The organism is Porphyromonas loveana, assembly GCF_003096695.1.
Lineage (GTDB): Bacteria > Bacteroidota > Bacteroidia > Bacteroidales > Porphyromonadaceae > Porphyromonas > Porphyromonas loveana.
In genome coordinates this window covers 25,730-51,620 of sequence record NZ_QEKY01000016.1, presented here as the reverse complement: position 1 = coordinate 51,620, position 25,891 = coordinate 25,730, and the positions used below count along the sequence as shown (strand labels likewise).

Here is a 25,891-nt window from a genome sequence, read left to right as displayed (position 1 = left end):
GTGGCAGGGGATGCTGTGAACATCCTATTGGCAGCTGCTGCTTACAACTTCAAAAGAGCCATGAAGGCTCTTTTGCACCTGCTCAAAATAATAAGCGAAAAGCTAAGCGAGAGACCATCGATGAATGACTTCTCACTTGCCAATGCTTTTTAAGGGATGACTATATAAGGGTACGCCTATGCACCCCCGGACGGGAAGTCAAGAATCGGGAACAAGAGGCGGGCAGCCGGACGAAAAAGAGGCGGATTGTGGTGCCGAATAAGAGAATTGGTGTACGTTTGGGAGAAAAAATCCGCGCCGGACTGTAACCGAACGGATGCATCTGCGTCTAAGCAATGAGATGGAGAAAAACCCCGACAGCTACTACATCAGCGCCGTGCAGGCGGGCGACACCGAGAGTTTCGGCTCGCTGGTAGAGCGATACAGCGACATGCTGTACACGCTCATACGACGCTTGGTAGAGGACGAAGACGATGCTGCCGATCTGCTACAGGACACGTGGGTGAAAGCCTTTGGACATATCGGACGATTCGACGGCCGCAGCACCTTCTCCACCTGGCTCTATCGCATAGGCTACAATGAGGCCATCGACCATCTGCGCCGTCGTCGCCGCCTCGTCACGGGGCGCACAGAGGAGTTGCCGGACGTAGAGGACGAAGCGTCGGAGCTGCCGGACGACACCACTCCGGAGCAGCTGCAGCAAGCACTCGACGCCCTCCCCCAAAACGACAAGGCACTACTGCTGATGTTCTACTCGGATGACTTGTCCGTACGCGATATAGCCACCGTCACAGGCATGTCGGAGAGCAATGTGAAAGTGAAGCTCCACCGACTTCGCACCAAACTCCACAAAATGATAAAAGGATGAAACAGAATATCGAAGATAAGAAGCTGAAAGACCTCTTCAATCAGCTACCCAAGCAACCGTCGGGGCTTAAACTCCAATACGATGTGATGCGTGCCGTACGACAAGAGGCGGCCAAGCGCGAACGGCGCAGCCATCGAGCCTTCGCCTTGAGCATCGGCGGTATATGCGCATTGGCTGTAGCCCTCTTTGCTTTCCTCGGCAAGCGGGGCCTATTCAGCAGCATTGAGACGAAAGACTGGTCGCCGGACAAGGCTGTCTGGACCAATACAGTGGAGAATTTTGGCAGCTGGATAACCGAAGCACCCTTCATTGCCCTTGTCGTGATCGCCCTCTTCGGGTTCTTACTCTACGACCACTATCGCACGATCAAGAAGCAGGAGAAATAAGCCCGTGGCACAGTCCTCGGAGGAGCGAAGAGCACTCTTCCGTTTTCTATGCGCCGAAAAGCGGCGACAAACCGCGCCTATTCTACGAACAAACACGCGCCATTTCATTTTTGATTTGGCGCGTATTTTTACTGAAAATGGCGCCATTTCTCTAAAAATTATGCGCGAGAACTCGCCACTTTTTGGCGCAGGAAAATGAGGGATTTACGCGCAATCAAACACCCGGACAAGCAATTATCGTATCGCAAGGAAGCAGAATCGCGAACAGCATCGCTGGAGAGATCATCCGTGGGTACTATTTTTGATTATCTTTGCAGCGTTTTTGATGACTCATAGCCTCCGGCTCAAGGCGGCAGGTGTGATGGGAAATTAGGACAAGACTAATTTTGAGTAACACAAAAAGAAAGAAAATGAAAACATTTCAACTCAACGGCACACCTCGTGCCGAGTTCGGAAAGAAGGCTGCCAAAGCCATCCGCAGAGAAGATCTGATCCCTGCCATCATGTACGGTGGCAAAGGCGAAGGAGTGAACTTCGTAGTATCACAGGACGATGTACGTAACCTCATCTACTCTTCCGAGATCTTCCTCGTAGAGCTTACGATAGAAGGTGGTGCCAGCTACAAGGCTATCTTGAAGGAAATCCAGTTCCACCCCGTTACGGACCGTATCCTACACATCGACTTCCTGAAAGTAGAAGAGAACAAGCCTGTCGTAATCGAAGTGCCCGTTACACTCGCCGGCCACGCCGAAGGGGTGAAGGCAGGGGGTAAGCTGAGCCTCGAAATGCGTAAGCTCAAGGTGAAAGCTTCTTATGACAAGATCCCCGAAAAGCTCACGATCGACGTATCCAATCTTCAGCTCGGCAAGACAATGCAGGTGGGCGAACTCAACTTCGATGGCCTCACGCTCATGAATGCAAAGAACGCCGTAGTATGTGCCGTGAAGCTGACTCGTGCGGCTCGTGGTGCAGCAGTGAAGAAGTAACAAGGAATCCCATATCGGGGTGGTCTCTGCCACCCTGCCATCAGAAGAAGAGCCGCCCCGGCATCCCCCATCCATACGGGGCAGCGGAGGCGGCTCTTCTGCATATACGACAGCATAGAGCATGAAATACCTGATCGTCGGCCTGGGTAATATCGGAGGAGAATACAACGGCACGCGACACAACGTAGGCTTTAGGATGGCCAATGCGCTGGCCGAAGACGGCGGAGCACAGTTTGCCGAAGCCCGCTACGGTGCCATCGCACGCATGCGTGTCAAGAGCGCGGAGCTGATCATACTCAAACCCTCCACCTATATGAACCTGAGTGGCAACGCCGTGCGCTACTGGATGCAGCACGAAAACATCCCACTGGAGCAAGTACTCGTACTGGTGGACGATCTGGCGCTACCCTTCGGCACGCTGAGACTGAAGCCGAAAGGGAGCGATGCGGGACACAATGGGCTGAAGAACATAGCCGAGGTCACGGGTTCCACAGCTTATGCCCGTCTGCGCTTCGGCCTGGGCGATGAGTTCGCTCGCGGCGGACAGATCGACTTCGTACTCGGCCGATTCACAGCCGAAGAGGAAGAAAAGCTCCCCGAAGTGACCAAGCGCGCCGTGGAGATCATCAAGAGCTTCTGCCTTGCGGGCATACAGCGGACGATGAATCAGTACAACTAACCGCCCCACCCTACACTGCCTATCAAGACTCCTACACCGACACAAAGACAATGGACGAAGTGAGAATAGACCGATGGATGTGGGCTACACGCATCTTCAAAACCCGCACCATCGCCACAGATGCCTGCAAGAAGAGCAGGGTGACCGTCAACGGACAACCGGCCAAGCCGTCCCGCGTGGTGCGTGTGGGCGACGTCATCCAAGTGCGCAAGCCACCGGTGACCTACTCGTTCCGCATCCTGGCATTAGCACAGAATCGCATGGGAGCCAAGTTGGTGAAGGACTATTTGGAGAACATCACGCCACCCGAAGAGTACGAGATACTGGAGTTGCAGCGCATATCGGGCTTTGTGGACAGAGCCAAAGGGTCCGGTCGTCCCACCAAACGCGACAGACGTGAATTGGAACAGTTCAGCGAAGCAATGCCCGACCAAGACTTTTCGTTCGAATCCTTCGACTGGGACGAAGATGATTTCGCCGACGAATGAAAGAGACTCCACAAGAGATTGAAGGACAGGGATTGATCGAATTTGACGCCCTCATCCACAAAGTACCGGACATGGACGCGGCCTACATTGAGATACCGGTCGATGTCAAAGCGGTCTATGGCAAGGGGCGCGTGAAAGTGGCTGCCACCTTCGACGGACACCCCTACACCGGCTCTATCGTGCGCATGGGTCTCCCCTGCCACATATTGGGACTGCGGCAAGACATCCGTCGCGCCATCGGCAAGCAGCCCGGCGACTATGTCCACGTGACACTCCTCGCCATCTGATAAGGAAAGTCCTGCCTCTCCGTTTACCTCTTCCCCCACCGGCTCGCACGTTGCCCTATATATAAATAGGTGTAGTCGAGCTGTTATACCTGCGGACTTGGCGCCATTTCATCACCCTCTTCTGCCCGATTCTATTCGCAAATCGCACAACAAAACAAGAGAGACAAGACAAAAAGAATAATACAGGCAGAGGAAGATGAGCGAAAATTACCGAAAAAGACGTACCTTTGCCGCGCTGATTATTATCAAATGGTGCCGAACGATTTGATTTTCAGTGTGTTTTTGTCCGAAAGGAGCAGCTCAGTGTCCGCGCGTAAAGCTCCAGATGCATCGGATAATCGCATCGAAAAGAAGATCAACGGTTAATTACAAACAAACAAAAAACAAGCAGTGGATACTTTAAGCTTCAAGACCATTTCTGCGAACAAAGCAACTGTTACGAAGGAGTGGGTCATTGTAGATGCTGAAGGACAGACCCTTGGCCGCATGTGTGCCAAGATCGCAAAGCTCCTGCGCGGCAAATACAAGCCCAACTTCACCCCGCATGTTGATTGTGGCGATAACGTGATCGTTATCAACGCAGACAAGATCGTCATCACTGGCAACAAGTGGGATGGTCGCATTTATCACCGCCACACGGGCTACCCGGGCGGACAACGTCAGTTCACTCCGCGTGATCTGATGAACAAAGGCCCCGAACAACTTTTCCGTAAGGTCGTAAAGGGTATGCTCCCCAAGAACCGCTTGGGCGACAAAATCATTGGTAACCTGTACGTGTATGCTGGCACAGAGCACAAGCAAGAGGCTCAGCAGCCGCGTCAGTTGGACATTAACTCACTCAAATAATCGACAGCTATGGACTATATCAATGCAATAGGCCGACGTAAGGCAGCTGTGGCTCGTGTTTATGTGAGCGAAGGCTCCGGCAAGATCGTTATCAACAAGCGCGAGATCGAACGGTATTTCCCGTCATCTATCTTGCAGTACATCGTTAAGCAGCCCCTCCTCAAGCTGGAAGTAGCTGAGAAGTACGACATCAAGATCAACCTGCGTGGTGGTGGGTTCAAGGGACAGAGCGAAGCTGCTCGTCTGGCTATCGCCCGTGCACTGATCAAAATCAATCCGGAAGACAAACCGGCTTTGCGTGCCGAAGGCTTCGTTACTCGCGATCCTCGCGTTGTAGAACGTAAGAAACCGGGACGTCCCAAAGCTCGTAAGAGATTCCAGTTCAGCAAGCGTTAATCTCCTTATTGGATTTTTCTCGCGTTTAGTATCTAAATCCATCGGATTGTAGCCCTCGGGGCTTGCTCTACCGATCTTGGATTGCAAGTAGTAACATTACAAAGAACGTAAACGAAAATGTCAAGAATTTCTTTTGACCAATTATTAGAAGCCGGTGCTCACTTCGGACACCTCAAGAGAAAGTGGAACCCGGCTATGGCTCCGTACATCTTTATGGAGCGCAACGATATTCATATTATCGACCTGCACAAGACAGTTGCTAAAATAGAAGAAGCAGCCGAAGTGATTAAGGGTATGGCTAAGAATGGCAAGAAGATCCTCTTCGTTGCCACGAAGAAACAAGCCAAAGAACCTATCGCCGAATTGGCCAAGTCTGTAGGAATGCCCTACGTGGTAGAACGCTGGCCGGGCGGTATGCTCACCAACTTCCCCACCATCCGCAAGGCGGTGAAGAAGATGACCCAAATCGACAAAATGACGGCTGACGGCACATTTGATAATCTTTCAAAGCGCGAAAAGTTGCAGATCACCCGCCAACGTGCGAAGCTGGAGAAGACGCTCGGTTCTATCGCCGAAATGAACCGTCTGCCCTCTGCCCTCTTCGTAGTGGACGTGATGAAAGAACATATCGCTGTTCGTGAGGCTAACCGCCTCGGCATCCCCGTATTTGCCATGGTGGATACCAATAGCGATCCTTCTCTCATCGACTACATCATCCCGTCTAACGACGACGCTCTCAAAGCTATCGAACTGATCGTAGGTACTATGTGCCAAGCTATCAGCGAAGGTCTGATGGAGCGCAAGGCTGTGAAGCCCGAAGAGGAAGAAACGGAAGAAGCGGCTCCTCGCCGTGAACGCCGTACCCGCGCCGGTGCTCGCCGTCCTCGTCAGAATGAAGACGAAGAAGCGAACGTAGCTCCCGAGGCGGAAGAAGAAGCTCCTGCAGCAGAAAGCGCAGAATAAGCGGCACACATGAGTTTATGAGTTATGGGTTATAAATCATGAGTGCCCTGTGAGCAGGACAACAAACTCATGGTTTATCACTCGTAGCTCATTTCTTTTTTCTGAACAAAATAACCCATTCATTATAGACAAACAATGGCTGTAACAATTCAAGACATTGCCAAGCTGCGCAAGATGAGCGGTGCCGGCATGATGGACTGCAAGAGTGCTCTCGAAGAAGCAAACAACGACTTCGAGAAAGCAATGGAAATCATTCGTAAGAAAGGACAGGCTGTAGCGGCCAAGCGCTCTGACCGTGAAGCAGCAGAAGGTTGCGTGCTTTCGGCTGATAAGGACGGATATGCAGCAGTCGTAGCACTCAAGTGCGAGACCGACTTCGTAGCCAAGAATGCCGAATTCATCGAGCTGACTCAAAATATCCTCAACGTAGCCATGGACAAGAAGCCCGCAACAAAGGAAGACCTTCTGACTCTGCCTATGGCTGACGGACGTTCGATCGCCGATCACATCACAGACCGCATCGGTGTAACGGGTGAGAAGATGGAGCTCGGCTGCTATGAGTTCATCAGTGGCGCAGCTGCAGTATCATACATCCACCCGGGTAACAAGTTGGCTACGGTAGCTGCTTTCAACGAAACGATCGATCATCAGATGGCTCGTGACATCGCCATGCAGATTGCAGCAATGAACCCCGTGGCTGTACTGCCAGAGCAGGTAGATCAACACATCATCGACCAAGAATTGCAGATTGCTCGCGAAAAAGCTCTCGAAGCAGGCAAGCCCGAAAATCTGTTGGATCGTATTGCTCAAGGTGCCCTACAGAAGTACTACAAGGAAAATACGCTCTTGCAGCAAGAGTTCGTTAAGGACAACAAGCTGACTATCGAGCAGTATCTCCACACTGCCAGCAAGACGCTGACAGTAGTAGGCTTCAAGCGCTTCACACTCAACGCTGACTAATCACTCGCAGCCACTCGGCTGTCACCAATAAAACGGCTATGCTCCGGTATCGGGGCATAGCCGTTTTTGCTTTATGCAGACCTTAAAAATGAGAGAATATGACTTCTACATCGGAATGCTGTGAAGGAGAAAGAGGTTTATCTTTGTATAAATAGTAATAAGAACGGGAGACAAGGACAGATGGATTACAAGCTGACATCACGATTCAGGCCCACGGGCGATCAACCGGAAGCGATCCGCCAATTGGTGGAAGGCATCCATGAAGGTTATCCGGCGCAGACATTGCTCGGTGTAACCGGCTCGGGTAAGACCTTTACCATAGCCAATGTCGTGGCAGAAATCAATCGGCCGACACTGGTGCTCAGCCACAACAAGACCTTGGCGGCACAGTTGTATGGGGAGTTTAAGGCGTTCTTTCCCGAGAATGCCATCGAGTACTTCGTCAGCTACTACGACTATTACCAACCCGAAGCCTACCTGCCAACGAGCGACACCTATATAGAAAAGGATATGGCCATCAACGCAGAGATAGAAAAGCTACGACTCCGCGCTACTGCTTCGCTCCTCTCCGGCCGCAAAGATGTACTCGTAGTCAGCTCGGTATCCTGCCTCTACGGTATGGCCAATCCCGAAGCTTTCTCCGAAAAGGTGATCAGCCTCCGCACGGGACAGCGTGAAGACCGAGATCGCTTCATTCGACTCTTGGTAGAAAGCTACTACACAAATAACAAAGTAGAGTTCGACAGTGGCAACTTCCGCGTCAAAGGTGATACTGTAGATGTATTCCCGGCAGTCGAAGGTTACGACGGCGTAGCCTATCGGGTGGAGTTTTGGGATGGTGAAGTCGAGCGCATCAGCACCTTTGATCCGCGCAGTGGACGCGAAAACGGACTCCTCTCAGAGTTGAAGATCTATCCGGCCAACTTATTTGTCACGACCAAAGAGCAAGTCGATCGTGCCGTCGGCCTCATAGATGTAGATCTGGGTAGTCAGGTGGACTTCCTGAAAGAGATAGGCAAGCCGTACGAAGCCAAGCGTCTGTACGAGCGTGTCACCTACGATCTAGAGATGATCCGCGAACTGGGATACTGCTCCGGCATCGAGAACTACTCTCGTTACTTCGATGGCCGTTCGGCCGGTGAACGTCCGTTCTGTCTGTTGGATTATTTCCCCGAGGACTTCCTCCTCGTTATTGACGAGAGTCACGTCACGATCCCTCAGATACGGGCCATGTATGGCGGCGACCGTTCACGCAAGGAGAATCTGGTGGAATATGGTTTTCGCCTGCCCGCGGCCTTGGACAATCGTCCGCTGCGATTCGACGAATTTGAATCACTCACGCCTCAAACCCTCTATATCAGCGCAACCCCTGCCGACTACGAACTAACGAGAAGCGAAGGGGTAATCGTAGAGCAATTGATCCGCCCCACAGGTCTGCTCGATCCCATCATCGACGTAAAACCGACAGCCAACCAAGTCGATGACCTCATGGAAGAAATCACTCGCTGCATAGAAAAAGGAGAACGTGTTCTCGTGACCACACTCACCAAACGCATGGCCGAAGAGTTGAGCGAGTACCTCCTGCGTCACGGCATCTCGACCAGTTATATCCACAGCGACGTGGATACGTTAGAGCGCGTCCGCATCATGGAAGACCTGCGCAAAGGAACCTATAACGTGCTGATCGGGGTGAATCTACTCCGCGAAGGACTCGACTTGCCGGAAGTATCGCTTGTTGCCATTTTGGACGCCGACAAAGAAGGCTTTCTACGATCGCATCGCTCGCTCACGCAGACTGCAGGACGAGCTGCCAGACACATCCACGGTCGTGTCATATTCTATGCAGATAAGATTACGGAGAGTATGCAGCTCACGATGGACGAGACGGCACGACGCCGCACCAAGCAGCTGGCATATAACGAAGCGCATGGCATCACGCCACAACAGATCGTCAAGAACAGCGCGGCCATTTGGGGTGATGGGGATATCTCGACAGCTTCGGCACCCGCCGAAAGCGGCGCTTATATCGAAACGTCCGGCACCATGGCGGCCGACCCGCTGGCAGCCTATCTGACGCGCCCCAAGCTGGAAGCCCTGATAGCCACGACCAAGAAACAAATGCTCGCCGCAGCCAAGGAATTGGACTTCTTAGAAGCAGCACGACTCCGAGACGAAGCCTCGCGTTTAGAGAAGAAACTGGAAGAGATGGCCTAACGAGGCAGGAGTCTTCGCTTCAGCTTTCGGAAGAGAGTCGGATTCTCTTCTTGCACCGACTCTTCTATCTTATTCAAGTTCTTTTCCGATACGATCAGCAGCACATCCCCCACTTGCAGGTGCATACGTCCTTTCGGGACACGATAGCCCTCGCCTCGTCGCACAAGAATCACCAGCTCTTCGTCTTTGAGGGAGAGGTTCATCAGCAAATCACCCTCGGACAACATTGAGGCTTCTACCACCCGTTCTTCCAGTTTCGTACCCGTCTCCTCGGGTATCTCCACTCCGAACAAACTACCTGTCGGTGGAGAAGGAATGTCGAGCTTGAGCCAACGCGCCACCTGCGTGATGGTACTTCCCTGCACAAGCAACGAGATAATGGTGATGAAGAAGACCACATTGAACATGGCTTCCGCACCAGGGACTCCCTCCACCAGCGGGTAAGTGGCAAAAATGATCGGTACTGCACCACGTAAGCCGACCCAACTGAGAAAAGTCTTACCTCGAAACGACATCTTGGGAAAGGGCAGCAAACAGAGATAAACTGCCAAAGGTCGCGCCACCAGTATCATAAAAATCGCCACAACGAGAGAGAAAGGAGCAAACTCCATCATCTCCCGAGGATTGACAAGTAAGCCAAGCAGGATGAAAAGAACGATCTGTACCAACCAGGTAAGACCGTCGAAAAACGTATTGATGCTCTTCTTGTGAATCACCCGGCTGTTCCCTACCACCATACCGGCAATGTACACGGCGAGATAGCCGTTGCCTTGCAGAAGTGTAGTCCCCGCAAAGGTGAAAAAGACAGCGCAAAGCAATGTGATCGGATATAGCGTATCATTGTGAATATTCATCTTATTGAGCACCAACACAGCCAAACGCCCCATCAGATAGCCCAACAAACCACCCACAACAAACTGCATAACGAATGAGAAAATGATGGGACCAGGGCCACTCTGCCCGGTTGTGATAAAGTCTATCAGCGCTATCGTGAGCATATAGGCCATCGGGTCGTTACTACCACTCTCCAGCTCGAGCGTAGGAGCCAGATTCTCCTTGAGCTGCATTTTCTGCGAACGTAGAATAGCGAAAACCGAGGCAGAGTCCGTACTCGCCATCGTAGATGCCAGTAAGATAGCTGTCGATAGCGGGAAGACGTACGAAGCCACGGCCGTACCGCTAAGCCAGAAGATAAAGAAGCCTGCCAATAGTGCCGTAAGCAAAACGCCCAAAGTCGAGAGGATCAGACCTTGGGCAACAATCGGACGCACCTTCTTCAGTCGCGTATCCATACCACCGGTGAAGAGGATAATCGAGAGGGCAATCATACCGACAGACTGCGATACCCCCGGACTGGAAAAGCGGAATCCGAATCCGTCCACGCCGAAGAGCATACCGGTAAAGAGGAAGATCAAAAGAGCAGGTATCCCAAATCGATACCCGATCTTCCCGGCCATAATACCGGCAAAGAGCACTATCGAAGCAAAAAGGAGGAAGTGTTCTGTCGTTAACATTGTTCGTTATGCGTTGTTTGTCGTGAGAAATTGGACATTATGTTCCGCAGGTTTTCGGAACCGTTGCCCACAAAGATAATAAAAACAGAGGCTTTTTTTGCACACTTTTACCTCTAACGTGAAAGAAAAATGAGCACTCGGCACAAAAAAGCTGTGCCGAAACTTCCATTTCGACACAGCTATTTCTTGCGGCTTATAGGGGAAAGCCGATACTATTCGAGGGTATTACTTCACGCGCTGGTAGCCATATACGGCACGAGCACCAAGCTCCTCTTCGATGCGGAGCAACTGATTGTACTTGGCCATACGGTCGGTGCGACTGAGCGAACCGGTCTTGATCTGTCCTGAGTTCGTAGCCACAGCGATGTCGGCGATGGTAGCATCTTCCGTTTCGCCCGAGCGGTGAGAAGTCACGCTGGTGAAGCCGTGACGATGAGCCATCTCGATAGCGTTGAGCGTCTCGGTCAGCGTACCGATCTGGTTCACCTTGATCAGGATCGAATTGCCGCACTTCTCTGCGATACCACGACGGAGGAATTCCACATTGGTAACGAAGAGGTCATCACCCACGAGCTGAATCTTGTCACCAAGGGCAGCCGTAAGTTTCTTCCAACCTTCCCAGTCGTTTTCGCTCATACCGTCCTCGATAGAGTCGATGGGGTACTTGGCCACAAGTTCGGTCAGATAAGCCACCTGCTCGTCGATGGAGCGCTTCACGCCCTTTTCGCCTTCGAACTTGGTATAGTCATATACACCGTCCTTGAAGAACTCAGACGAAGCACAGTCCATAGCGATCGTAATGTCCTTACCGGGCACGTATCCGGCTGCCTTCACTGCTTGGAGGATCGACTCGATGGCATCTTCAGTACCGTTGAGGGCAGGAGCGAAACCACCTTCATCGCCCACAGCCGTACTCAGACCGCGGTCGTGGAGCACCTTCTTGAGTGCGTGGAATACTTCGGCACCCATACGCAGCCCCTCGCGGAAGCTCTCGGCACCTACGGGACGAATCATAAACTCTTGGAATGCGATAGGAGCATCCGAGTGCGATCCGCCGTTGATGATATTCATCATGGGCACGGGCAGCACATAAGTATTCGTACCACCGATATAGCGATAGAGGGGGATATCCAGATAAGCGGCAGCAGCTTTGGCTACGGCCAGCGAAACGCCCAGCATAGCATTGGCTCCGAGATTGCTTTTGGTTTTGGTTCCGTCCAGCTCCAGCAACTTGTGGTCAATGGCCGTTTGCTCCAGCACAGACATGCCGTAGAGAGCAGGTGCGATCACCTCGTTTACGTTCTGCACTGCCTTGAGCACACCCTTGCCGAGGTAACGCTTCTTGTCACCGTCGCGCAGCTCGATAGCTTCGTTTTCGCCCGTGGATGCACCACTGGGAACGGCTGCACGGCCTATCACGCCGCAAGCCAGATGAACATCTACCTCAACTGTGGGATTGCCTCTGGAGTCGAGAATCTCTCTACCAACGATTTTTACTATTTCCATCTTTTACTCTGTTATTATTAAGGATTGATTACTCTGTATCTCTAATGCGGCACAAAAGTACACCTTATTTTCCACTAAACGACGCTATTAGCGATCTCTCGGGGAGAAATCCGGCCATCAGTTTCGCCGCTTTTCTGGTGCTAAAAAAGTTTTCAACACCGAAGAGCCGTTTAGATTCATTCTAAATAAGCCGCTTTTTGCAGGTCGTTCGGGAGGGGAAACGAAGTCGGAGAGGAAATTTGAAAAGTCGAAAAAGCTGTCTTTCCGACTATGGATGATGAAGATTATAATTTTTGGATTCAACCTTTATAAAGATCGTTTCTGATTATAATAATCATTGCATTTGATATTTATAAAGTTCAGATGTCATCTTTATATAGTTTGCACCCTCCGAAAGGCATTTGAAGCTGCAAAAACGGAAAGTCCCCGTTGCGTTCAGGCACGAACGCAACGGGGACTTGGAGGCTTTCAGCTATGAGTTTCGGGAGATTATGGCATCTTATTCATCGGCAGAGAAACAACAAATATAGACACTCGGACAAGCGCTGATGCCTTGCCACGGTACTATCGAAAGGGGAGGAGAGAGACGGAGGGGGCTTCTATCGGCCATATACAAGTGTTTGTTATTCATCATTGCTTTCATTTATTACATATTATTTCTTGTTCTTTCCGTTAGCCTGCTCTGATATTCAGTTATTTACGTGTCGTTGAGCTGCCGGTCAGATTGCAAAGGTAAGAAAAAGTGAGACTCACCCCTCGCGAGATACGATTGGCCTATTCCTCATCCACCCCCTGTTCAGACACGATTATGCTCCACGATGATTTTCGTCCGTGAAGAGGAAATAATTCTTGATTTGGCCCTGCTCAACTTTCATTCGCACATAGCGTGCTGGACGATCGGCAGAAAAGCGGAAAAATTCGAGGTGTAGCTCCGCATCTTCATATCCACCCTCGAGGTGATCTCTCCCAGCCAAACGGCATCAACCGAAAAAGGCTTAAGGGTCAACATTTCGGAATAGTCAGCACTCATTGATCGAATCGGAACTCAATGCTCCTTGCTTACAAAGCACACAGATTCTACTATCTTTGCACGAGGCGAAAAGCGACACCATCTGACCACAAAGCGACAACGAATGAAAGTATATCTGATGCGCCACACCTCCGTACTACTCAACGGCAACGAACATTGCTACGGGTTCACGGATGTGGACGTACGTGAAACCTTCGAAGAAGAGGCCACCCAGGCTGCAACTCGTCTCCGAGGACTTAAACCAGAGGCCGTTTACACAAGTCCTCTACAACGGGCTACTAAGTTGGCGACCTTCATCGGTTATCCTGATGCGATCCGCGATGATCGACTCAAAGAAATGAACTTTGGAGAGTGGGAAGGCAAGCCCTGGGAGGAAATTCTGGACACGACGGACGTCGAAGCCTTTTTCCGACGATATATTGACGAACCGGTACCTGGAGGGGAGTCCCAACGCGAGCAATACGAACGCGTCCGAGACTTTATCATGGAGAAGAAAGAGGCGGGATACCGCTCCATCCTCATATTCTGCCACGGCGGCGTCATCAACTGTGCACGCACATTGGCAGGGTATTGTACGCTGGAGAGTGCCTTCGCTTCTCTTCCTCCTTTTGGTTCCCTGACGGAGCTGACAATATAAAGACGCCAAGAGATTAAACATACGACACCACACATTGTCATATCGAAAATGAAAAGGAAAGCCCTCGGCCCAAATAAACAATCTGCCAAAGGGAAGCCTCTGACACCTCGCTTCTACCTCTATTGGCTCGGCATTCTGATCTTTGCCGTAGCTTTTACCGGCATGCTCTTGGGAGATTTCAATGCCGAGATACGGCCTGCAAGCATGGAATTATTCTTCCACATAAGTGGTGCCGTGGCTTTTTGTTTCGCCTTGGCTGAGCAGGCTGCCGTCTATGTCGGTCACAAGCAAGGCCGCATCCCCTGCGAACAGGCAATGCGCTATGCAGGTTTCATGGATCGCAACGGTTCATGGAGTGCTCCGCTCATATGTCTCACGTTTGTAGCCTTCGGACTGATGACAGTGATGCGCGAGGGCGTGAATACGTGGGATCTGGCAATCGGCTGGTTCTTTGTCGTCGGATTTGGCTACGCCATCGTGCGTTTCTTTGTCCGACTCTTCCGCAAGAAATAGACTCTCAATACGATTCGAATACAATTACTATCAAACAATAATCAAGTATGAACAAAAGATTCTTTACCGCCTGTCTGGCTATCGCCTGTCTCCTGCCGACCTTCACGGCCGAGGCGCAGAGCGACTATTTCTTCAGATCGAAGAAAAAGAAGCCTGCCAAAGAAGCGTCCGCCCAGAAATCCAAATTTGACCAAGCAATCACTGGAGCCACCAAGAGCGAAGGCCCCTTCACCGTCTATTTCACGAAGAAAAACGAAGTATTCTTCGCCATGCCCGACTCGGCATTCAAGAGAGACTATCTCCTCAGCAGCCGCGTAGCAGCCACAAGCGACACGCGCGAAGCCGTAGCAGGACAGATGAGTACCGATCCCTTCCTGATCAAATTCTCACGCGACAGTGCCAATGTATATCTGCACAGAGGCCAAGTAGGAGCCGTCGTACGTGAAGATGATCCCATCGTACCGTCGTTCAAGAAAAACTTCCTCGACCCCGTACTCAAAGCTTTCCCCATCGTTGACACCAAGAATGGTGTGGTATTGGTAGACGTGACCAAATTCTTCCGCGAAGATGAGAAGAGCATCACGCCACTGACTATCCTCCCCCCTACGGTGCAGAATGCCAATGTGATCAAAGGTATGCTCGACCCCTCTGCCAGCACAGTAACGGAGGTGAAGAGCTTCCCTCGCAACGTGGAGATCAAGAGCATGCTCACTTTCAAGACACAACCCTACTCCGAGCCATATACGCTCATCATGCAACGATCCATCCTACTCCTGCCGGAGAAGCCGGCACGTATGCGTCTGCAAGACAACCGCGTGGGATTTTTTAATTCATACCGTCAGTTCTTCAGCACGGAGAAGGACAAAGTAGAATCCTACAAGCTCATTCACCGCTGGGACCTCCAACCCAAGGACAGCGCAGCTTATATGCGCGGCGAACTCGTAGAGCCGATAAAGCCCATCATCTTCTATGTAGACTCTGCCTTCCCTGCCAAGTGGCGCGCAACCATCAAACAGGCCATCGAAGACTGGCGCATTGCTTTCGAGGCAGCCGGGTTCAAGAATGCAATCATCGCCAAGGACTATCCCACAAAGGCTGAGAATCCCGACTTCGATCCGGACGATATCCGCTTCAGCTGTTTCAAGTATGCGACTACAGCCACAGCCAACGCCATGGGACCGAGCTACGTGGACCCGAGAAGTGGCGAGATCATCTGCGCGGATGTGATCTGGTATCACAACGTTCTCTCTCTCGTACACAACTGGCGTTTCGTTCAGACCGGTGCTGTGGATCCCCGCGTGCGCAAAGCCGTATTCGATGATGATGTGATGCGCGAGTCGCTCCGTTATGTGGCTGCCCACGAGATAGGTCACACGATCGGCCTCATGCACAATATGGGTGCCAGCTATTCCTTCACCATCGACAACCTCCGCGACCCGCAGTTCACACAGAAATACGGCACTACGCCCAGCATCATGGACTATGCCCGTAACAACTTCGTGGCTCAGCCGGGCGACTTGGAGCGTGGCGTACGCCTGACTCCGCCGCTTATCGGCGTATATGACATCTACGCCATCAATTGGGCCTACCGTCTGATCCCCGGCGCAAAAACTCCGGAGGAAGAAAAATCTACTCTGAATGCGTGGATCGCCGAAAAGAAAAATAACGCCATGTATACTTTCGGAGCGCAACAGTTCCCTTACACGATCGACCCCACCGACCAAACGGAAGACCTCGGTAACGACCACTTCCGTGCAGGTGACTTGTCCATCAGCAACCTCAAAATCATAGCCAAAAACATGGACAAGTGGCTCCTCGACAAGGATGCACGCTACGATGACGTGCGTGATATGCACGAACAACTCATGTACCAATACTACCGCCACGTAGGACACATTATGCCTTATATTGGGGGGGTAGAACACTTCGAAATCCGTCAGGGAGAATCCAATACGCTCTCTCGCCGCTTCATCACCAAGGACAAGCAACGCCAAGCCATGGAATGGCTGCTCAATCAAGCTCGTACTTATCGCCAATGGCTTGCCGAACCGACTTTCTTAAACAAAATAGAGCAGACGTCAACGATGCCGGACGTGCTGGGCAAAGCTATGGTAGCTGCACTCTTCAACCCAGGCAGTCTCGGTAGAATATACGAGGCAGAGCAATCCGGACAACCCAATATGTACAAGCTCACGGACTACGCCAATGACTTGATTGCCTCTATCTTCGAAGTGAAAGGCAACCTGACCGATGCTGATCGCAACATCCAGAATGTAGCCATCGACCTCATGTCGGCCTATAGCGGTCTCTCTACTGAGAGTCAGAACAGTGTGCGCCGTCTGTCGGATGAGTTCGATGCCATGGCGGCTCAAATGGAACAAGACAATCTCCCCTGTGCATTGGGTTGCAGCGGTCACCACCATGTAGCTGACGAGGGCGAAAACTCTTTCTTCCGTCTGACGATGTTCTCAAAGAATGCTCCCAGCGAAGTGATCGCTCCTCTGCTCTTGCAACAGCTCAAGCGCGTACAAACGATCTATCGCACCCGCAGAGCTACGAGCAATGCAGCCGATCGTTCGTTCTACGACTACCAACTTCTGCGTCTGGAGCGTCTGATGAAGACCAAGTAAGAGTTGATTTCAAGCAAAGCTGAAAGAGCTTTTCAGCTTTTTTGATCACAAATTATTATCCGCCGGCATCTCGATTGAGTGTCGGCGGATTTATTTTTGGCACCAAATTCGAATAAAAAAGACTATTTTCGCGTGATAAAACGTTGCAAATTCGACAAGAATCACTGAATAGGACAACATGGCACAACAGGAAGATCTCTTCAAAAAAATAGTTTCCCACTGCAAGGAATACGGCTTCGTCTTCCCTTCATCTGAGATATACGACGGCTTGGCTGCAGTATACGACTATGCCCAATACGGATCAGAACTCAAAAACAACATCAAACGATACTGGTGGGAGAGCATGACCCTCCTGCATGACAATGTGGTCGGCATCGACTCCGCCATCTTCATGCATCCGTCCATTTGGAAAGCATCGGGACACGTGGACGCTTTCAACGATCCACTCATCGACAATAAGGACTCGAAGAAACGCTATCGTGCGGATGTACTCGTAGAGGATTACTTAGCCAAGATCGAAGAGAAGATCGACAAGGAAGTGGCCAAGGCTGCAAAACGATTCGGCGAAGCCTTCGACGAAGCCCAGTTCCGCGCCACCAACACTCGTGTGCTCGAGTACCAACAAAAGTGCAACGAGATACATGAACGATTCACCGCAGCCCTCAACGACAATAATCTGGACGAAATACGCCAGATTATCCTCGATTGCGAAATCGTGTGCCCGATCAGTGGTACACGCAACTGGACGGAAGTGCGCCAGTTCAATCTGATGTTTGCCACCGAAATGGGCTCCACGGCCGACGGTGCGATGAAAGTATATCTCCGTCCCGAGACTGCACAAGGCATATTTGTCAACTTCCTCAATGTCCAGAAGACAGGACGCATGAAGATCCCCTTTGGCATCTGCCAGATCGGAAAGGCATTCCGTAATGAGATCGTAGCCCGTCAGTTTATCTTCCGTATGCGTGAGTTCGAGCAGATGGAGATGCAGTTTTTTGTACGTCCGGGAGAGGAACTACAGTGGTTCGAAAAGTGGAAAAACCTCCGGATGCAGTGGCATAAGGCTCTTGGCTTCGGGGAGAAGAAATACCGTTTCCACGACCACGACAAGCTGGCGCACTATGCCAATGCCGCGACGGACATTGAGTTTGAGATGCCTTTCGGCTTCAAAGAAGTCGAAGGGATACACAGCCGTACGGACTTCGACCTCTCACGCCACGAGCAGTTCAGCGGCAAGAAGCTCCAGTACTTCGACCCTGAGCTGAACAAGAGCTATGTACCCTACGTGGTAGAGACCTCTATCGGTTTGGACAGAATGTTCCTGACCATCCTCTTCGGTTCTTACTGCGAAGAAGAAACTTCCAATGGAGAGACGCGTGTCGTGCTCAGACTGCCTGCAGCACTCGCCCCCGTCAAACTGGCTGTCCTGCCGTTGGTGCGCAAGGATGGTCTGGACGTGAAAGCTCGTGAGATCGTACACGATCTGCGTTTCGACTTCGCTTGTCAGTACGACGAGAAAGATTCCATCGGCAAGCGCTATCGTCGCCAAGATGCCATCGGTACGCCTTTCTGTATCACGGTGGACCATCAGTCGCTCGAAGACAATACCGTGACCATCCGCTATCGCGACACAATGGAACAAGAGCGAGTAGAGATCAGCCGCCTGAATAGCATTATTTCGGAACATGTAAGCCTCAAAAGCTTGCTCAAAAGAATAGAATTATGAAAACAAAGAAGAATATCATCATCGCTCTTCAGCTACTCTTACTCGGCTCCACCCTCTTCTTTACTTCTTGTAAAAAGAGTGCCGACGAAGAACAACTGCGCAGACGTGAGAATGAAATAGCATTCAACGCCTATGCCGACAGCACCGACTTCAAGAAAGTTTCGGTGAGTGGCTCCACAGGCTATGTCTATATGCGCTGGAAACAGCACGGAACCGGCACCGTCAATCCGATAGCAACCTCGCGTGTACAGGTACACTACCAGCTCTACCGTGTGGTGGGGAATATATACGTGGAGGGCAATTACGACTCCGAAACACCAGCACGATTCACGCTCTACCGCAACGAAAACGACAAGAGCATCATGGGCTTTAGAATTGCCCTGCAAAATATGGTTGTGGGCGATGAATGCGAATTTGTTGTGCCATGGTATCTGGCCTACGGAGAAAAAGGTGTTCCGGCTTCTGGAGCTAACCTCGTTGCAATTCCCACCTATTCAGCACTCCGCTTCATCGTAAAACTCGACGATATCATCGACGAAGAAGCAGCAAAAAAATGAAAGAAGAGTCTATCGAGATATTAGTCTCCAATGATGACGGATTCAGAGCTCAAGGCATCCGTGAGCTGACAGAAGCACTTCGCCCTCTGGGCAATGTAACAGTAGTGGCTCCGGACGGTCCTCGCTCAGGAGCCTCGGCCGCCATCACCTCCACACTCCCCATCAAACTCAAACTACGACACCGCGAGGAGGGAGTAACCATTTACAGCTGCACGGGCACACCTGCGGATTGCGTCAAGTTGGCTCTGAACACCATATTCAAAGAGCGCAAGCCTGACCTATTGGTTACAGGAGTAAACCACGGCAACAATGCCGGGATCTGCGTGATCTACTCCGGCACTGTAGGAGCAGCCATGGAGGGATGCGTGAGCGATGTGCCGTCCTTGGCCGTCTCACTGGACGACCACAGCGAAATCTGTGACATGAGTCATGCCACGGCATACGCCGCACGTGTGAGCCGTATGATACTACAGAACGGACTACCTCACGATACCATGCTGAGCATGAACGTACCCCAGGGGAAACCATTGGGACTGAGAGTATGTATGGTAACAGACGGGCGCTTCGTGGACGAATTCATGACGTCTGAAGACGCACGAGGCAATGCCGTTTACTGGATGACGGGCAGACAGATCAATAAAGGAACCGTAGAAGGTGATTTGGAGCTCATGCGTGCCGGTTACGTCACCCTGTCTCCCATCAAACTCAATATGACCTCACGGCGTTATCTGCCGGAGTTGGAGCGACTCATCAACGAAGGCATCTGACCTCTTCGTTCTTACCTTAGCTTCTCTTCCCATTATGCGTTATTTCATCATTGCAGGCGAAGCTTCGGGCGACTTACATGCAGCCAATCTGGTGCGTGCTCTCAAAGAGCATGATCCCGAGGCTGCATTTGCTTTTATGGGAGGAGAGATGCTCACAGAGGCTACAGGGATCGATCCCATTACCCATTATCGCGAAGTGGCGTTCATGGGAATCATTCCGGTACTTACACATTTGGGAGCCATACGTCGGGCAGGGAAGCGTGTACAGGAAGAGATGCAGGCCTTCAGCCCCGATGTCGTTATCGCTGTGGACTACCCGGGCTTCAATATGCGGTACGTGCTACCTTTTGTGCGAGAGCAACTCGGCAAACCCCTCGTTTACTACATCTCTCCGAAGGTCTGGGCTTGGAAATCATGGCGTTTCAAGACTTTGAAAAAATATGTGGATCTGATGCTTTGCATCCTGCCCTTCGAGCAAGAGTTCTTTGCAAAGCATAATTTCCCCATCGTCTATGTGGGAAATCCCTGCTACGATGCCGTTGCGCCTTTCATTCGCCCCACGATATGCGAACAGGAACAGGCCGTGCGAGAATCCCGTCAGGTGGCACTCCTCTGCGGAAGCCGTCAGCATGAGGTGAAGGAGAATCTGCCCTTGATGCTGCGTGTCATGAAGCATTTCCCCGACTACAGCCCCGTTATTGCCGGAGCACCGGGTCTGACAGCGGAAGACTACGCTCCGTACATACGAGGATACAACGTCCCGATCGTATTCGGCCAAACGTATCAGATACTCCGCGAGAGCAAAGCCGCTCTGGTCACCTCGGGCACTGCAACTCTGGAGACAGCTCTCATCGGCACACCTCAAGTCGTATGCTACCATGTAGGTGGTGGCCGATTGGCCAACTTCGTATTCGACAGATTCTTTACCACACCTTTCATCTCTCTCACCAATCTCATAGCAGGAGAAGCTATAGTCCCCGAGCTTTTCGGCGGATTGTTCACAGAAGAGCGACTAGTCTCACACCTGTCTCTTCTTCTGGATAATGCCTCTCCCGAACGTGCCTCTCAGCTATCCGGCTACGAACTGATCCGCACGCGAATAGGGCGAGGTAACACTTCCCGCCAAGCCGCTCAGGCCATCCTGACACGTTTCTCAAAAAAATAAATCGCGACACCCACATATGAATATCCAGCATAGCGAACCTTCCTGTCCCACACAAAGTCTTGTTTCTCCCGCTGTCAATCACCGTCCGGCAGTTGCTCTTACCGATCTTCCGGTAATACTGACGATAGACCCCGAATGCGGTCTGGAAATCTGGACACAGGACTGCTATGCTCTTCTCTTTCACATCGGAGGCCATCCTGTCACGCTATCGGGAGCAGCCGACTCCGACAATCTGCATCTGACAGAAAGCAACACCATCCTACTCGCCCCCAATCTCCGAATCCTACTGCGCGTGGGAGAAGGACAGACCAAGGTCATCTGCTTCTACTTCCGCCCTACCATCCACCTATGCATGGGTATCTGTCCGGCCTCAGGCAATAAAAAAGAGTGCACGAAAGAGGACAAATCGCGACAGGTCTCCACCCTACAACGACTGCCCATTCTCGATGATTGGGTTACCTCCGTCCTCAACTATCTGTCCGACACACCTTTTTCTCTGGAGATATTCGAACTGAAACTGCGCGAACTCTTCTTCATCTTCCGCTCAAAGTACTGCAATGCAGAGATAGAGAAGTTCCTCTCCTCTTTCCACTGTCGCAACATAGGCTTCCGCGCTTTCGTCTTCCGACACCATCTTGAGTGCAGAACGGTCGAGGAACTCGCGGCCAAGATGCAACTCTCAATGAGTTCGTTCAAACGTCACTTCTACCAAGAGTTTGGCCGTGCACCACTAACATGGATGCACGAGGAGAAGGCCAAGCATATATACACTGACCTATGCAATCCCAAACTCTCTCTGCAAGAAATTGCCGAGAAATACCTATTCTCTTCCGTTAGCTACCTATGTGCTTTCTGCCGTAAAACACTTGGCAATACCCCCTCAAAGCTGCGCAAAGAGCTGACCGAGCAATCGGAATAACCCGACTCCGCCAATCAGCGGAGGGCTTCAGACACATTACGATTCTCTGCCAGCATGAATCGTCGAAAAAACTCGCGCCATTTCAAAATTATTTTGGCGCCATTTCGAAAAGATTTATGCGCCAAAACAAAAAATTTTTGGCGCGATCTCCCCTCTGTTTTTGGCACCATATTCTCGACGCTTTCAGCGCATATTATCGAGAAGGATGTTCCACAACGCTCAAGGCTGTATAGTGAATTAATAAGGATATTGTCTCGTCAGATTTTCCCATGCAGACGAGATCCGTAGGAAATTCCCCTGATTCGCTCAGCCAGAAAGTGCAGGAGCAATAACAGAGAGGATTGAGGAGAAACGGAATTGAGCTGCGTTGTTAGTAGCCGCGCAGGATTTTCTTGATTCCGCTCAGGAGATTGAGAGCCTCGATGGGTGTAAGGTTGTTGATGTCCAAATCCAAGATTTGCTCTCTGATCTGGGACAGGACGGGATCGTCAAGCTGATAAAAGCTGAGCTGATAGCCGTCGATGCTCCGTCCTTTCTCATCACGAGGAAGTGAAGGCGATGCCTTTCGCACCTTGTCGGAGGGGCCGTTCGGTTTCTTTTCGGACGGAGCAGATTCTTCTCCCTCGACACGTTCGCGTTCCCGCTCAAGCCGTTGCAATATATCCATGGCACGCTCCACAATCTGATGCGGCATACCACCGAGGCGTGCCACCTGAATACCGAAGCTGTGCTCGCTACCACCCGGTTCCAACTTGCGAAGGAAGAGCATCTTCCCGTCCACCTCACGAGCCGATACATTGTAGTTGTGTACGCGTTCGAGCTGTCCGGCCAATTCGTTCAACTCATGGTAATGAGTCGCAAAGAGCGTGCGAGGGTGTGCCTTGGGGTTGTTGTGGATAAATTCGACAATAGACCACGCGATGGAGATACCGTCGTATGTACTGGTACCGCGTCCCAATTCGTCGAAGAGGACGAGGCTGCGTGGGCTGAGGTTGTTTAGGATATTGGAGGCTTCCTGCATCTCCACCATGAAGGTAGATTCGCCCATCGAGATATTGTCCGAAGCCCCTACACGAGTGAAGATAGCATCCACCAAACCGATGCGTGCGCACTCGGCAGGAACAAAAGAACCGATCTGTGCCATCAAGGCAATGAGAGCCGTCTGTCGCAGCAAAGCCGACTTACCACTCATATTGGGTCCGGTGACAATGATTACCTGCTGACTCTCCGTATCCAACAAAATATCATTGGCGATATATGGCTCCTCAGCAGGTAACTGTTGCTCGATGACGGGATGGCGGCCGGCTTTGATATCGATGATCATACTGTCATCAACGACGGGGCAGATGAACTTGTAACGGCGAGCCGACTCGGCAAAAGCAAGCAAGCAGTCCAACGAAGCCACCGCTTGACTATCATGCTGGAGCGGAGCGATGTAGCGCTGCACTTCGGCCACGAGGAGGGCATAGAGTTGTTCTTCGAGTGCTGCTATTTTCTCTTCCGCTCCGAGGATTTTCTCTTCGTACTCTTTGAGTTCCTCGGTAATATACCGCTCAGCACTGACGAGAGTCTGCTTACGGATCCACTCGGGTGGCACCTTATCCTTGTGCGTATTGCGCACCTCGATGTAGTAGCCGAACACATTGTTATAAGCCACCTTGAGACTCGGGATGCCCGTACGCTCTATCTCGCGCTGCTGTATCTTGAGCAAATAGTCCTTGCCACTATAGGCCAATGCACGCAGTTCGTCCAGCGTAGCATTGACACCGTGCGCAATGACAGGCCCTCGTCCGAGAGCGGCAGGGGCATCGGGTGTGACTTCGCGGAGTATCCTGTCGCGCAGATCGGGACAGGGCTCGAGCTTCTCGCCCATCGCACGCAAGCTCTCTTCATCGGCTTGGGTACAGATCGTTTTGATCGGCTCCAGTGCTTGCAACGCCACTCGCAACTGTACCATCTCGCGCGGGGAGATTCGGCCCATGGCACTCTTGGTCACGAGGCGTTCCATGTCCCCTATCTCGGTCAGATGCTCGCTGATAGTAGCGCGCTCCTCGGGATGACGGAAGAAATACTCCACCACTCGCTGGCGCGTCCGGATGCAGGTTGTATCTTTCAGCGGGAATACGATCCACTGCCGCATACGGCGTGCCCCCATAGGCGTAACCGTATGATCGATAATATCGAGCAGGCTTTTGCCTCCTTCATTCATCGGAGCCAACAGTTCCAGACTCCGCACCGTGAATTTATCCAGACGAACGTATCGGTCTTCGTCCAGACGACTGAGCGAAGTGACATGTCCCAACTGATGGTGCTGCGTCAGGTCGAGGTAGTTGAGGATGGCACCCGCTGCAGTCACGGCCGCGGGTAGTTCTTCGAGACCGAAGCCCTTCAAGCTCTTCAGATCGAAGTGTTTGTGGACACGAAGTCGGTTGTTCTCTCTGGAAAAAGCCCAGTCCTCCATGTCGAAAATAAAACCGCTCCAATGAAACAATTCATTGAAACGGGTACGATCCGACCGCTCCACCAGCACCTCCTTGGGGCGATAATTGGTCAGGAGCTTCTCCACGTAGCCGGCATTACCCTGCCCGGCCATGAACTCACCGGTGGAAATATCTAAAAATGAAACCCCGAACACATCTCGCTCGCACGACACGGCTGCAACGAAATTGTTCTCCTTATGCGAGAGAACGTTGTCGTTGGTGGAGACTCCCGGCGTCACAAGCTCCGTAATGCCTCGCTTGACCAAGGTCTTGGTCTTCTTGGGATCTTCGAGCTGATCGCAGATGGCTACACGCTTGCCGGCTCTGACGAGCTTGGGCAAATAGGTGTCCAGCGCATGATGCGGGAAGCCTGCCAGCTCGACAAACTGCGCGGCACCATTGGCACGGCGCGTGAGCGTGATGCCCAGTATCTCCGCCGCCATAATGGCATCTTCCGAGAAAGTTTCGTAGAAGTCCCCCACCCTGAATAGCAAGATAGCATCGGGGTGTTTTTGTTTGATTTGGAAGTACTGCCGCATCAAGGGCGTTTCTACTACGGACTTAGCCATCGTATAAGGATTTGATCGGGAGTGTGGGAGAGGAGGGAGGGGGATTATTCCTCCTCGTCTCCCTCCTTCATGTTGTGGAAGACGTTCTGTACGTCCTCGTCTTCCTCGATGCGTTCGATGAGCTTCTCGATCTGCTCGCGTTGCTCGGGCGTTACTTCCTTGGTATCATTGGGGATGCGAACAAATTCGGCCGATGCAATCTCATAACCGGCTTCTTCCAAATACTTCTGGATATTGGAGTTCTCGGCAAAGTCGCCGTAGAGAATGATTTCGTTCTCGTCCTCTTCTATTTCGTCCACTCCGTAGTCGATGAGTTCCAACTCCAAGCTCTCCATGTCCATAGCCTCTTGCTTGACGATGTGGAACACACACTTGTGCTGGAAGAGGAATTCGAGACTGCCCGTCGTACCAAGCGAACCGCCATGTTTATTGAAGTAGCTGCGCACATTGGCCACGGTACGTGTCGTATTGTCGGTAGCCGTCTCCACGAAAATGGCGATACCATAGGGACCGTAACCTTCGTAGTTCATCTCCTTATAGTCGGTATAGTCCTTGGAGGTAGCCTTCTTGATGGCACGTTCTACGTTCTCCTTGGGCATATTCTCTTTCTTGGCCGTCTGTACCAAGATACGCAGACGAGGATTGGTCTCAATATCGGGGCCTCCCTCTTTGGCTGCTATGGTGATTTCCTTTCCGAGTTTGGTGAAGACACGGGCCATATTGCCCCAACGTTTCATCTTTCTTGCTTTGCGATATTCAAATGCGCGTCCCATACTTTAATGATATGTCGATTTTTATTTTGTTG

The 25,891-nt window shown here is 51.6% G+C and carries 23 protein-coding genes and 1 pseudogene; 20 read left to right on the top strand and 4 right to left on the bottom strand.

The genetic code is table 11. The features are described from left to right. The 12 genes and pseudogenes from C7382_RS08650 to uvrB all read left to right on the top strand — a co-directional run. A pseudogene (locus C7382_RS08650) lies at positions 1-153 on the top strand (IS5/IS1182 family transposase); the annotation flags it as partial. Between the two features lie 187 nt (positions 154-340). After that, on the top strand, positions 341-868 hold the full coding sequence (gene rpoE, locus C7382_RS08645) for an ECF RNA polymerase sigma factor RpoE (protein WP_116679891.1): 528 nt from the start codon (positions 341-343) through the stop codon (positions 866-868). Further along, a complete protein-coding gene (locus tag C7382_RS08640; protein ID WP_116679889.1) occupies positions 865-1,254 on the top strand; it encodes a hypothetical protein in 390 nt (129 codons plus the stop codon). The genes rpoE and C7382_RS08640 overlap by 4 nt, the downstream gene beginning before the upstream one ends. Positions 1,255-1,664: 410 nt before the next feature. Next, entirely contained in the window at positions 1,665-2,240 is a 576-nt protein-coding gene (locus C7382_RS08635) for a 50S ribosomal protein L25/general stress protein Ctc (RefSeq protein WP_116679888.1), read from the top strand. A 121-nt stretch (positions 2,241-2,361) separates the two neighbouring features. Beyond that, positions 2,362-2,919 carry an aminoacyl-tRNA hydrolase gene (pth, locus tag C7382_RS08630; RefSeq protein WP_116679887.1) on the top strand — a complete coding sequence of 186 codons (558 nt, stop codon included), beginning with the start codon at positions 2,362-2,364 and terminating at the stop codon, positions 2,917-2,919. Positions 2,920-2,969: 50 nt separating this feature from the next. Further along, entirely contained in the window at positions 2,970-3,407 is a 438-nt protein-coding gene (locus C7382_RS08625) for an RNA-binding S4 domain-containing protein (RefSeq protein WP_116679886.1), read from the top strand. After that, positions 3,404-3,694: a DUF1905 domain-containing protein gene (locus C7382_RS08620; protein ID WP_116679885.1), complete on the top strand. Its 291-nt coding sequence runs from the start codon at positions 3,404-3,406 to the stop codon at positions 3,692-3,694. The genes C7382_RS08625 and C7382_RS08620 overlap by 4 nt, the downstream gene beginning before the upstream one ends. Positions 3,695-4,084: 390 nt before the next feature. Next, on the top strand, positions 4,085-4,540 hold the full coding sequence (rplM, locus tag C7382_RS08615; RefSeq protein WP_116679884.1) for a 50S ribosomal protein L13: 456 nt from the start codon (positions 4,085-4,087) through the stop codon (positions 4,538-4,540). Between the two features lie 9 nt (positions 4,541-4,549). Continuing rightward, entirely contained in the window at positions 4,550-4,936 is a 387-nt protein-coding gene (gene rpsI / locus C7382_RS08610; RefSeq protein WP_116679883.1) for a 30S ribosomal protein S9, read from the top strand. Between the two features lie 117 nt (positions 4,937-5,053). Then, positions 5,054-5,899, top strand: coding sequence for a 30S ribosomal protein S2 (gene rpsB, locus C7382_RS08605; protein WP_116679882.1), 846 nt, complete (start codon positions 5,054-5,056; stop codon positions 5,897-5,899). A 135-nt stretch (positions 5,900-6,034) separates the two neighbouring features. After that, the gene (tsf, locus tag C7382_RS08600; protein ID WP_116679881.1) at positions 6,035-6,859 is read left to right on the top strand and encodes a translation elongation factor Ts; all 825 of its coding nucleotides are present in this window, start codon (positions 6,035-6,037) and stop codon (positions 6,857-6,859) included. A gap of 180 nt (positions 6,860-7,039) precedes the next feature. After that, positions 7,040-9,073 carry an excinuclease ABC subunit UvrB gene (uvrB, locus tag C7382_RS08595; RefSeq protein ID WP_116679880.1) on the top strand — a complete coding sequence of 678 codons (2,034 nt, stop codon included), beginning with the start codon at positions 7,040-7,042 and terminating at the stop codon, positions 9,071-9,073. Here the strand turns inward: uvrB and C7382_RS08590 are convergent. Further along, the gene (locus C7382_RS08590; protein WP_116679879.1) at positions 9,070-10,587 is read right to left on the bottom strand and encodes a potassium/proton antiporter; all 1,518 of its coding nucleotides are present in this window, start codon (positions 10,585-10,587) and stop codon (positions 9,070-9,072) included. The genes uvrB and C7382_RS08590 overlap by 4 nt on opposite strands. Before the next feature lie 225 nt (positions 10,588-10,812). Then, complete coding sequence (eno, locus tag C7382_RS08585; protein ID WP_116679878.1) at positions 10,813-12,093, bottom strand: phosphopyruvate hydratase; 1,281 nt, start codon at positions 12,091-12,093, stop codon at positions 10,813-10,815. 1,133 nt (positions 12,094-13,226) lie between these two features. Between eno and cobC the strand changes: the two genes are divergently transcribed. From cobC to C7382_RS08545, 8 genes are all read left to right on the top strand, one after another. Continuing rightward, entirely contained in the window at positions 13,227-13,760 is a 534-nt protein-coding gene (cobC, locus tag C7382_RS08580; RefSeq protein ID WP_116679877.1) for an alpha-ribazole phosphatase family protein, read from the top strand. Between the two features lie 48 nt (positions 13,761-13,808). After that, positions 13,809-14,273: a hypothetical protein gene (locus C7382_RS08575; protein ID WP_116679876.1), complete on the top strand. Its 465-nt coding sequence runs from the start codon at positions 13,809-13,811 to the stop codon at positions 14,271-14,273. A 47-nt stretch (positions 14,274-14,320) separates the two neighbouring features. Further along, complete coding sequence (locus C7382_RS08570; protein WP_116679875.1) at positions 14,321-16,903, top strand: zinc-dependent metalloprotease; 2,583 nt, start codon at positions 14,321-14,323, stop codon at positions 16,901-16,903. Between the two features lie 178 nt (positions 16,904-17,081). Then, positions 17,082-18,629, top strand: coding sequence for a glycine--tRNA ligase (locus tag C7382_RS08565; protein WP_116679874.1), 1,548 nt, complete (start codon positions 17,082-17,084; stop codon positions 18,627-18,629). Beyond that, complete coding sequence (locus tag C7382_RS08560) at positions 18,626-19,186, top strand: FKBP-type peptidyl-prolyl cis-trans isomerase (protein WP_116679873.1); 561 nt, start codon at positions 18,626-18,628, stop codon at positions 19,184-19,186. The genes C7382_RS08565 and C7382_RS08560 overlap by 4 nt, the downstream gene beginning before the upstream one ends. Beyond that, complete coding sequence (gene surE / locus C7382_RS08555) at positions 19,183-19,953, top strand: 5'/3'-nucleotidase SurE (protein ID WP_116679872.1); 771 nt, start codon at positions 19,183-19,185, stop codon at positions 19,951-19,953. Before C7382_RS08560 ends, surE begins: the two co-directional genes overlap by 4 nt. Before the next feature lie 34 nt (positions 19,954-19,987). Then, positions 19,988-21,118, top strand: a complete 1,131-nt coding sequence (gene lpxB / locus C7382_RS08550) for a lipid-A-disaccharide synthase (protein WP_116679871.1) — start codon at positions 19,988-19,990, stop codon at positions 21,116-21,118. A gap of 16 nt (positions 21,119-21,134) precedes the next feature. Continuing rightward, positions 21,135-22,037 carry a helix-turn-helix transcriptional regulator gene (locus C7382_RS08545; protein ID WP_116679870.1) on the top strand — a complete coding sequence of 301 codons (903 nt, stop codon included), beginning with the start codon at positions 21,135-21,137 and terminating at the stop codon, positions 22,035-22,037. A gap of 370 nt (positions 22,038-22,407) precedes the next feature. Here the strand turns inward: C7382_RS08545 and mutS are convergent, their stop codons facing one another. Both mutS and C7382_RS08535 read right to left on the bottom strand, forming a co-directional pair. Next, positions 22,408-25,086 (bottom strand): DNA mismatch repair protein MutS, encoded by a 2,679-nt coding sequence (gene mutS / locus C7382_RS08540; protein ID WP_116679869.1) that lies wholly within the window; start codon positions 25,084-25,086, stop codon positions 22,408-22,410. Between the two features lie 44 nt (positions 25,087-25,130). Continuing rightward, on the bottom strand, positions 25,131-25,859 hold the full coding sequence (locus C7382_RS08535) for a YebC/PmpR family DNA-binding transcriptional regulator (RefSeq protein ID WP_116679868.1): 729 nt from the start codon (positions 25,857-25,859) through the stop codon (positions 25,131-25,133). Positions 25,860-25,891: the final 32 nt, after the last annotated feature.

What these genes read in the sequence shown, in the direction of transcription:
- C7382_RS08620 (WP_116679885.1), top strand. Translation starts at nt 3,404, where the DNA reads ATGAAAGAGACTCCACAAGAGATTGAAGGACAGGGATTGATCGAATTT.
- rpsB (WP_116679882.1), top strand. Translation starts at nt 5,054, where the DNA reads ATGTCAAGAATTTCTTTTGACCAATTATTAGAAGCCGGTGCTCACTTC.
- C7382_RS08565 (WP_116679874.1), top strand. Translation starts at nt 17,082, where the DNA reads ATGGCACAACAGGAAGATCTCTTCAAAAAAATAGTTTCCCACTGCAAG.
- C7382_RS08535 (WP_116679868.1), bottom strand. Translation starts at nt 25,859, where the DNA reads ATGGGACGCGCATTTGAATATCGCAAAGCAAGAAAGATGAAACGTTGG.
- C7382_RS08640 (WP_116679889.1), top strand. Translation starts at nt 865, where the DNA reads ATGAAACAGAATATCGAAGATAAGAAGCTGAAAGACCTCTTCAATCAG.
- mutS (WP_116679869.1), bottom strand. Translation starts at nt 25,086, where the DNA reads ATGGCTAAGTCCGTAGTAGAAACGCCCTTGATGCGGCAGTACTTCCAA.
- C7382_RS08635 (WP_116679888.1), top strand. Translation starts at nt 1,665, where the DNA reads ATGAAAACATTTCAACTCAACGGCACACCTCGTGCCGAGTTCGGAAAG.
- cobC (WP_116679877.1), top strand. Translation starts at nt 13,227, where the DNA reads ATGAAAGTATATCTGATGCGCCACACCTCCGTACTACTCAACGGCAAC.
- uvrB (WP_116679880.1), top strand. Translation starts at nt 7,040, where the DNA reads ATGGATTACAAGCTGACATCACGATTCAGGCCCACGGGCGATCAACCG.
- tsf (WP_116679881.1), top strand. Translation starts at nt 6,035, where the DNA reads ATGGCTGTAACAATTCAAGACATTGCCAAGCTGCGCAAGATGAGCGGT.
- C7382_RS08625 (WP_116679886.1), top strand. Translation starts at nt 2,970, where the DNA reads ATGGACGAAGTGAGAATAGACCGATGGATGTGGGCTACACGCATCTTC.
- C7382_RS08545 (WP_116679870.1), top strand. Translation starts at nt 21,135, where the DNA reads ATGAATATCCAGCATAGCGAACCTTCCTGTCCCACACAAAGTCTTGTT.
- lpxB (WP_116679871.1), top strand. Translation starts at nt 19,988, where the DNA reads ATGCGTTATTTCATCATTGCAGGCGAAGCTTCGGGCGACTTACATGCA.
- eno (WP_116679878.1), bottom strand. Translation starts at nt 12,093, where the DNA reads ATGGAAATAGTAAAAATCGTTGGTAGAGAGATTCTCGACTCCAGAGGC.
- C7382_RS08570 (WP_116679875.1), top strand. Translation starts at nt 14,321, where the DNA reads ATGAACAAAAGATTCTTTACCGCCTGTCTGGCTATCGCCTGTCTCCTG.
- C7382_RS08575 (WP_116679876.1), top strand. Translation starts at nt 13,809, where the DNA reads ATGAAAAGGAAAGCCCTCGGCCCAAATAAACAATCTGCCAAAGGGAAG.
- C7382_RS08560 (WP_116679873.1), top strand. Translation starts at nt 18,626, where the DNA reads ATGAAAACAAAGAAGAATATCATCATCGCTCTTCAGCTACTCTTACTC.
- pth (WP_116679887.1), top strand. Translation starts at nt 2,362, where the DNA reads ATGAAATACCTGATCGTCGGCCTGGGTAATATCGGAGGAGAATACAAC.
- rpoE (WP_116679891.1), top strand. Translation starts at nt 341, where the DNA reads ATGGAGAAAAACCCCGACAGCTACTACATCAGCGCCGTGCAGGCGGGC.
- surE (WP_116679872.1), top strand. Translation starts at nt 19,183, where the DNA reads ATGAAAGAAGAGTCTATCGAGATATTAGTCTCCAATGATGACGGATTC.
- C7382_RS08590 (WP_116679879.1), bottom strand. Translation starts at nt 10,587, where the DNA reads ATGTTAACGACAGAACACTTCCTCCTTTTTGCTTCGATAGTGCTCTTT.
- rpsI (WP_116679883.1), top strand. Translation starts at nt 4,550, where the DNA reads ATGGACTATATCAATGCAATAGGCCGACGTAAGGCAGCTGTGGCTCGT.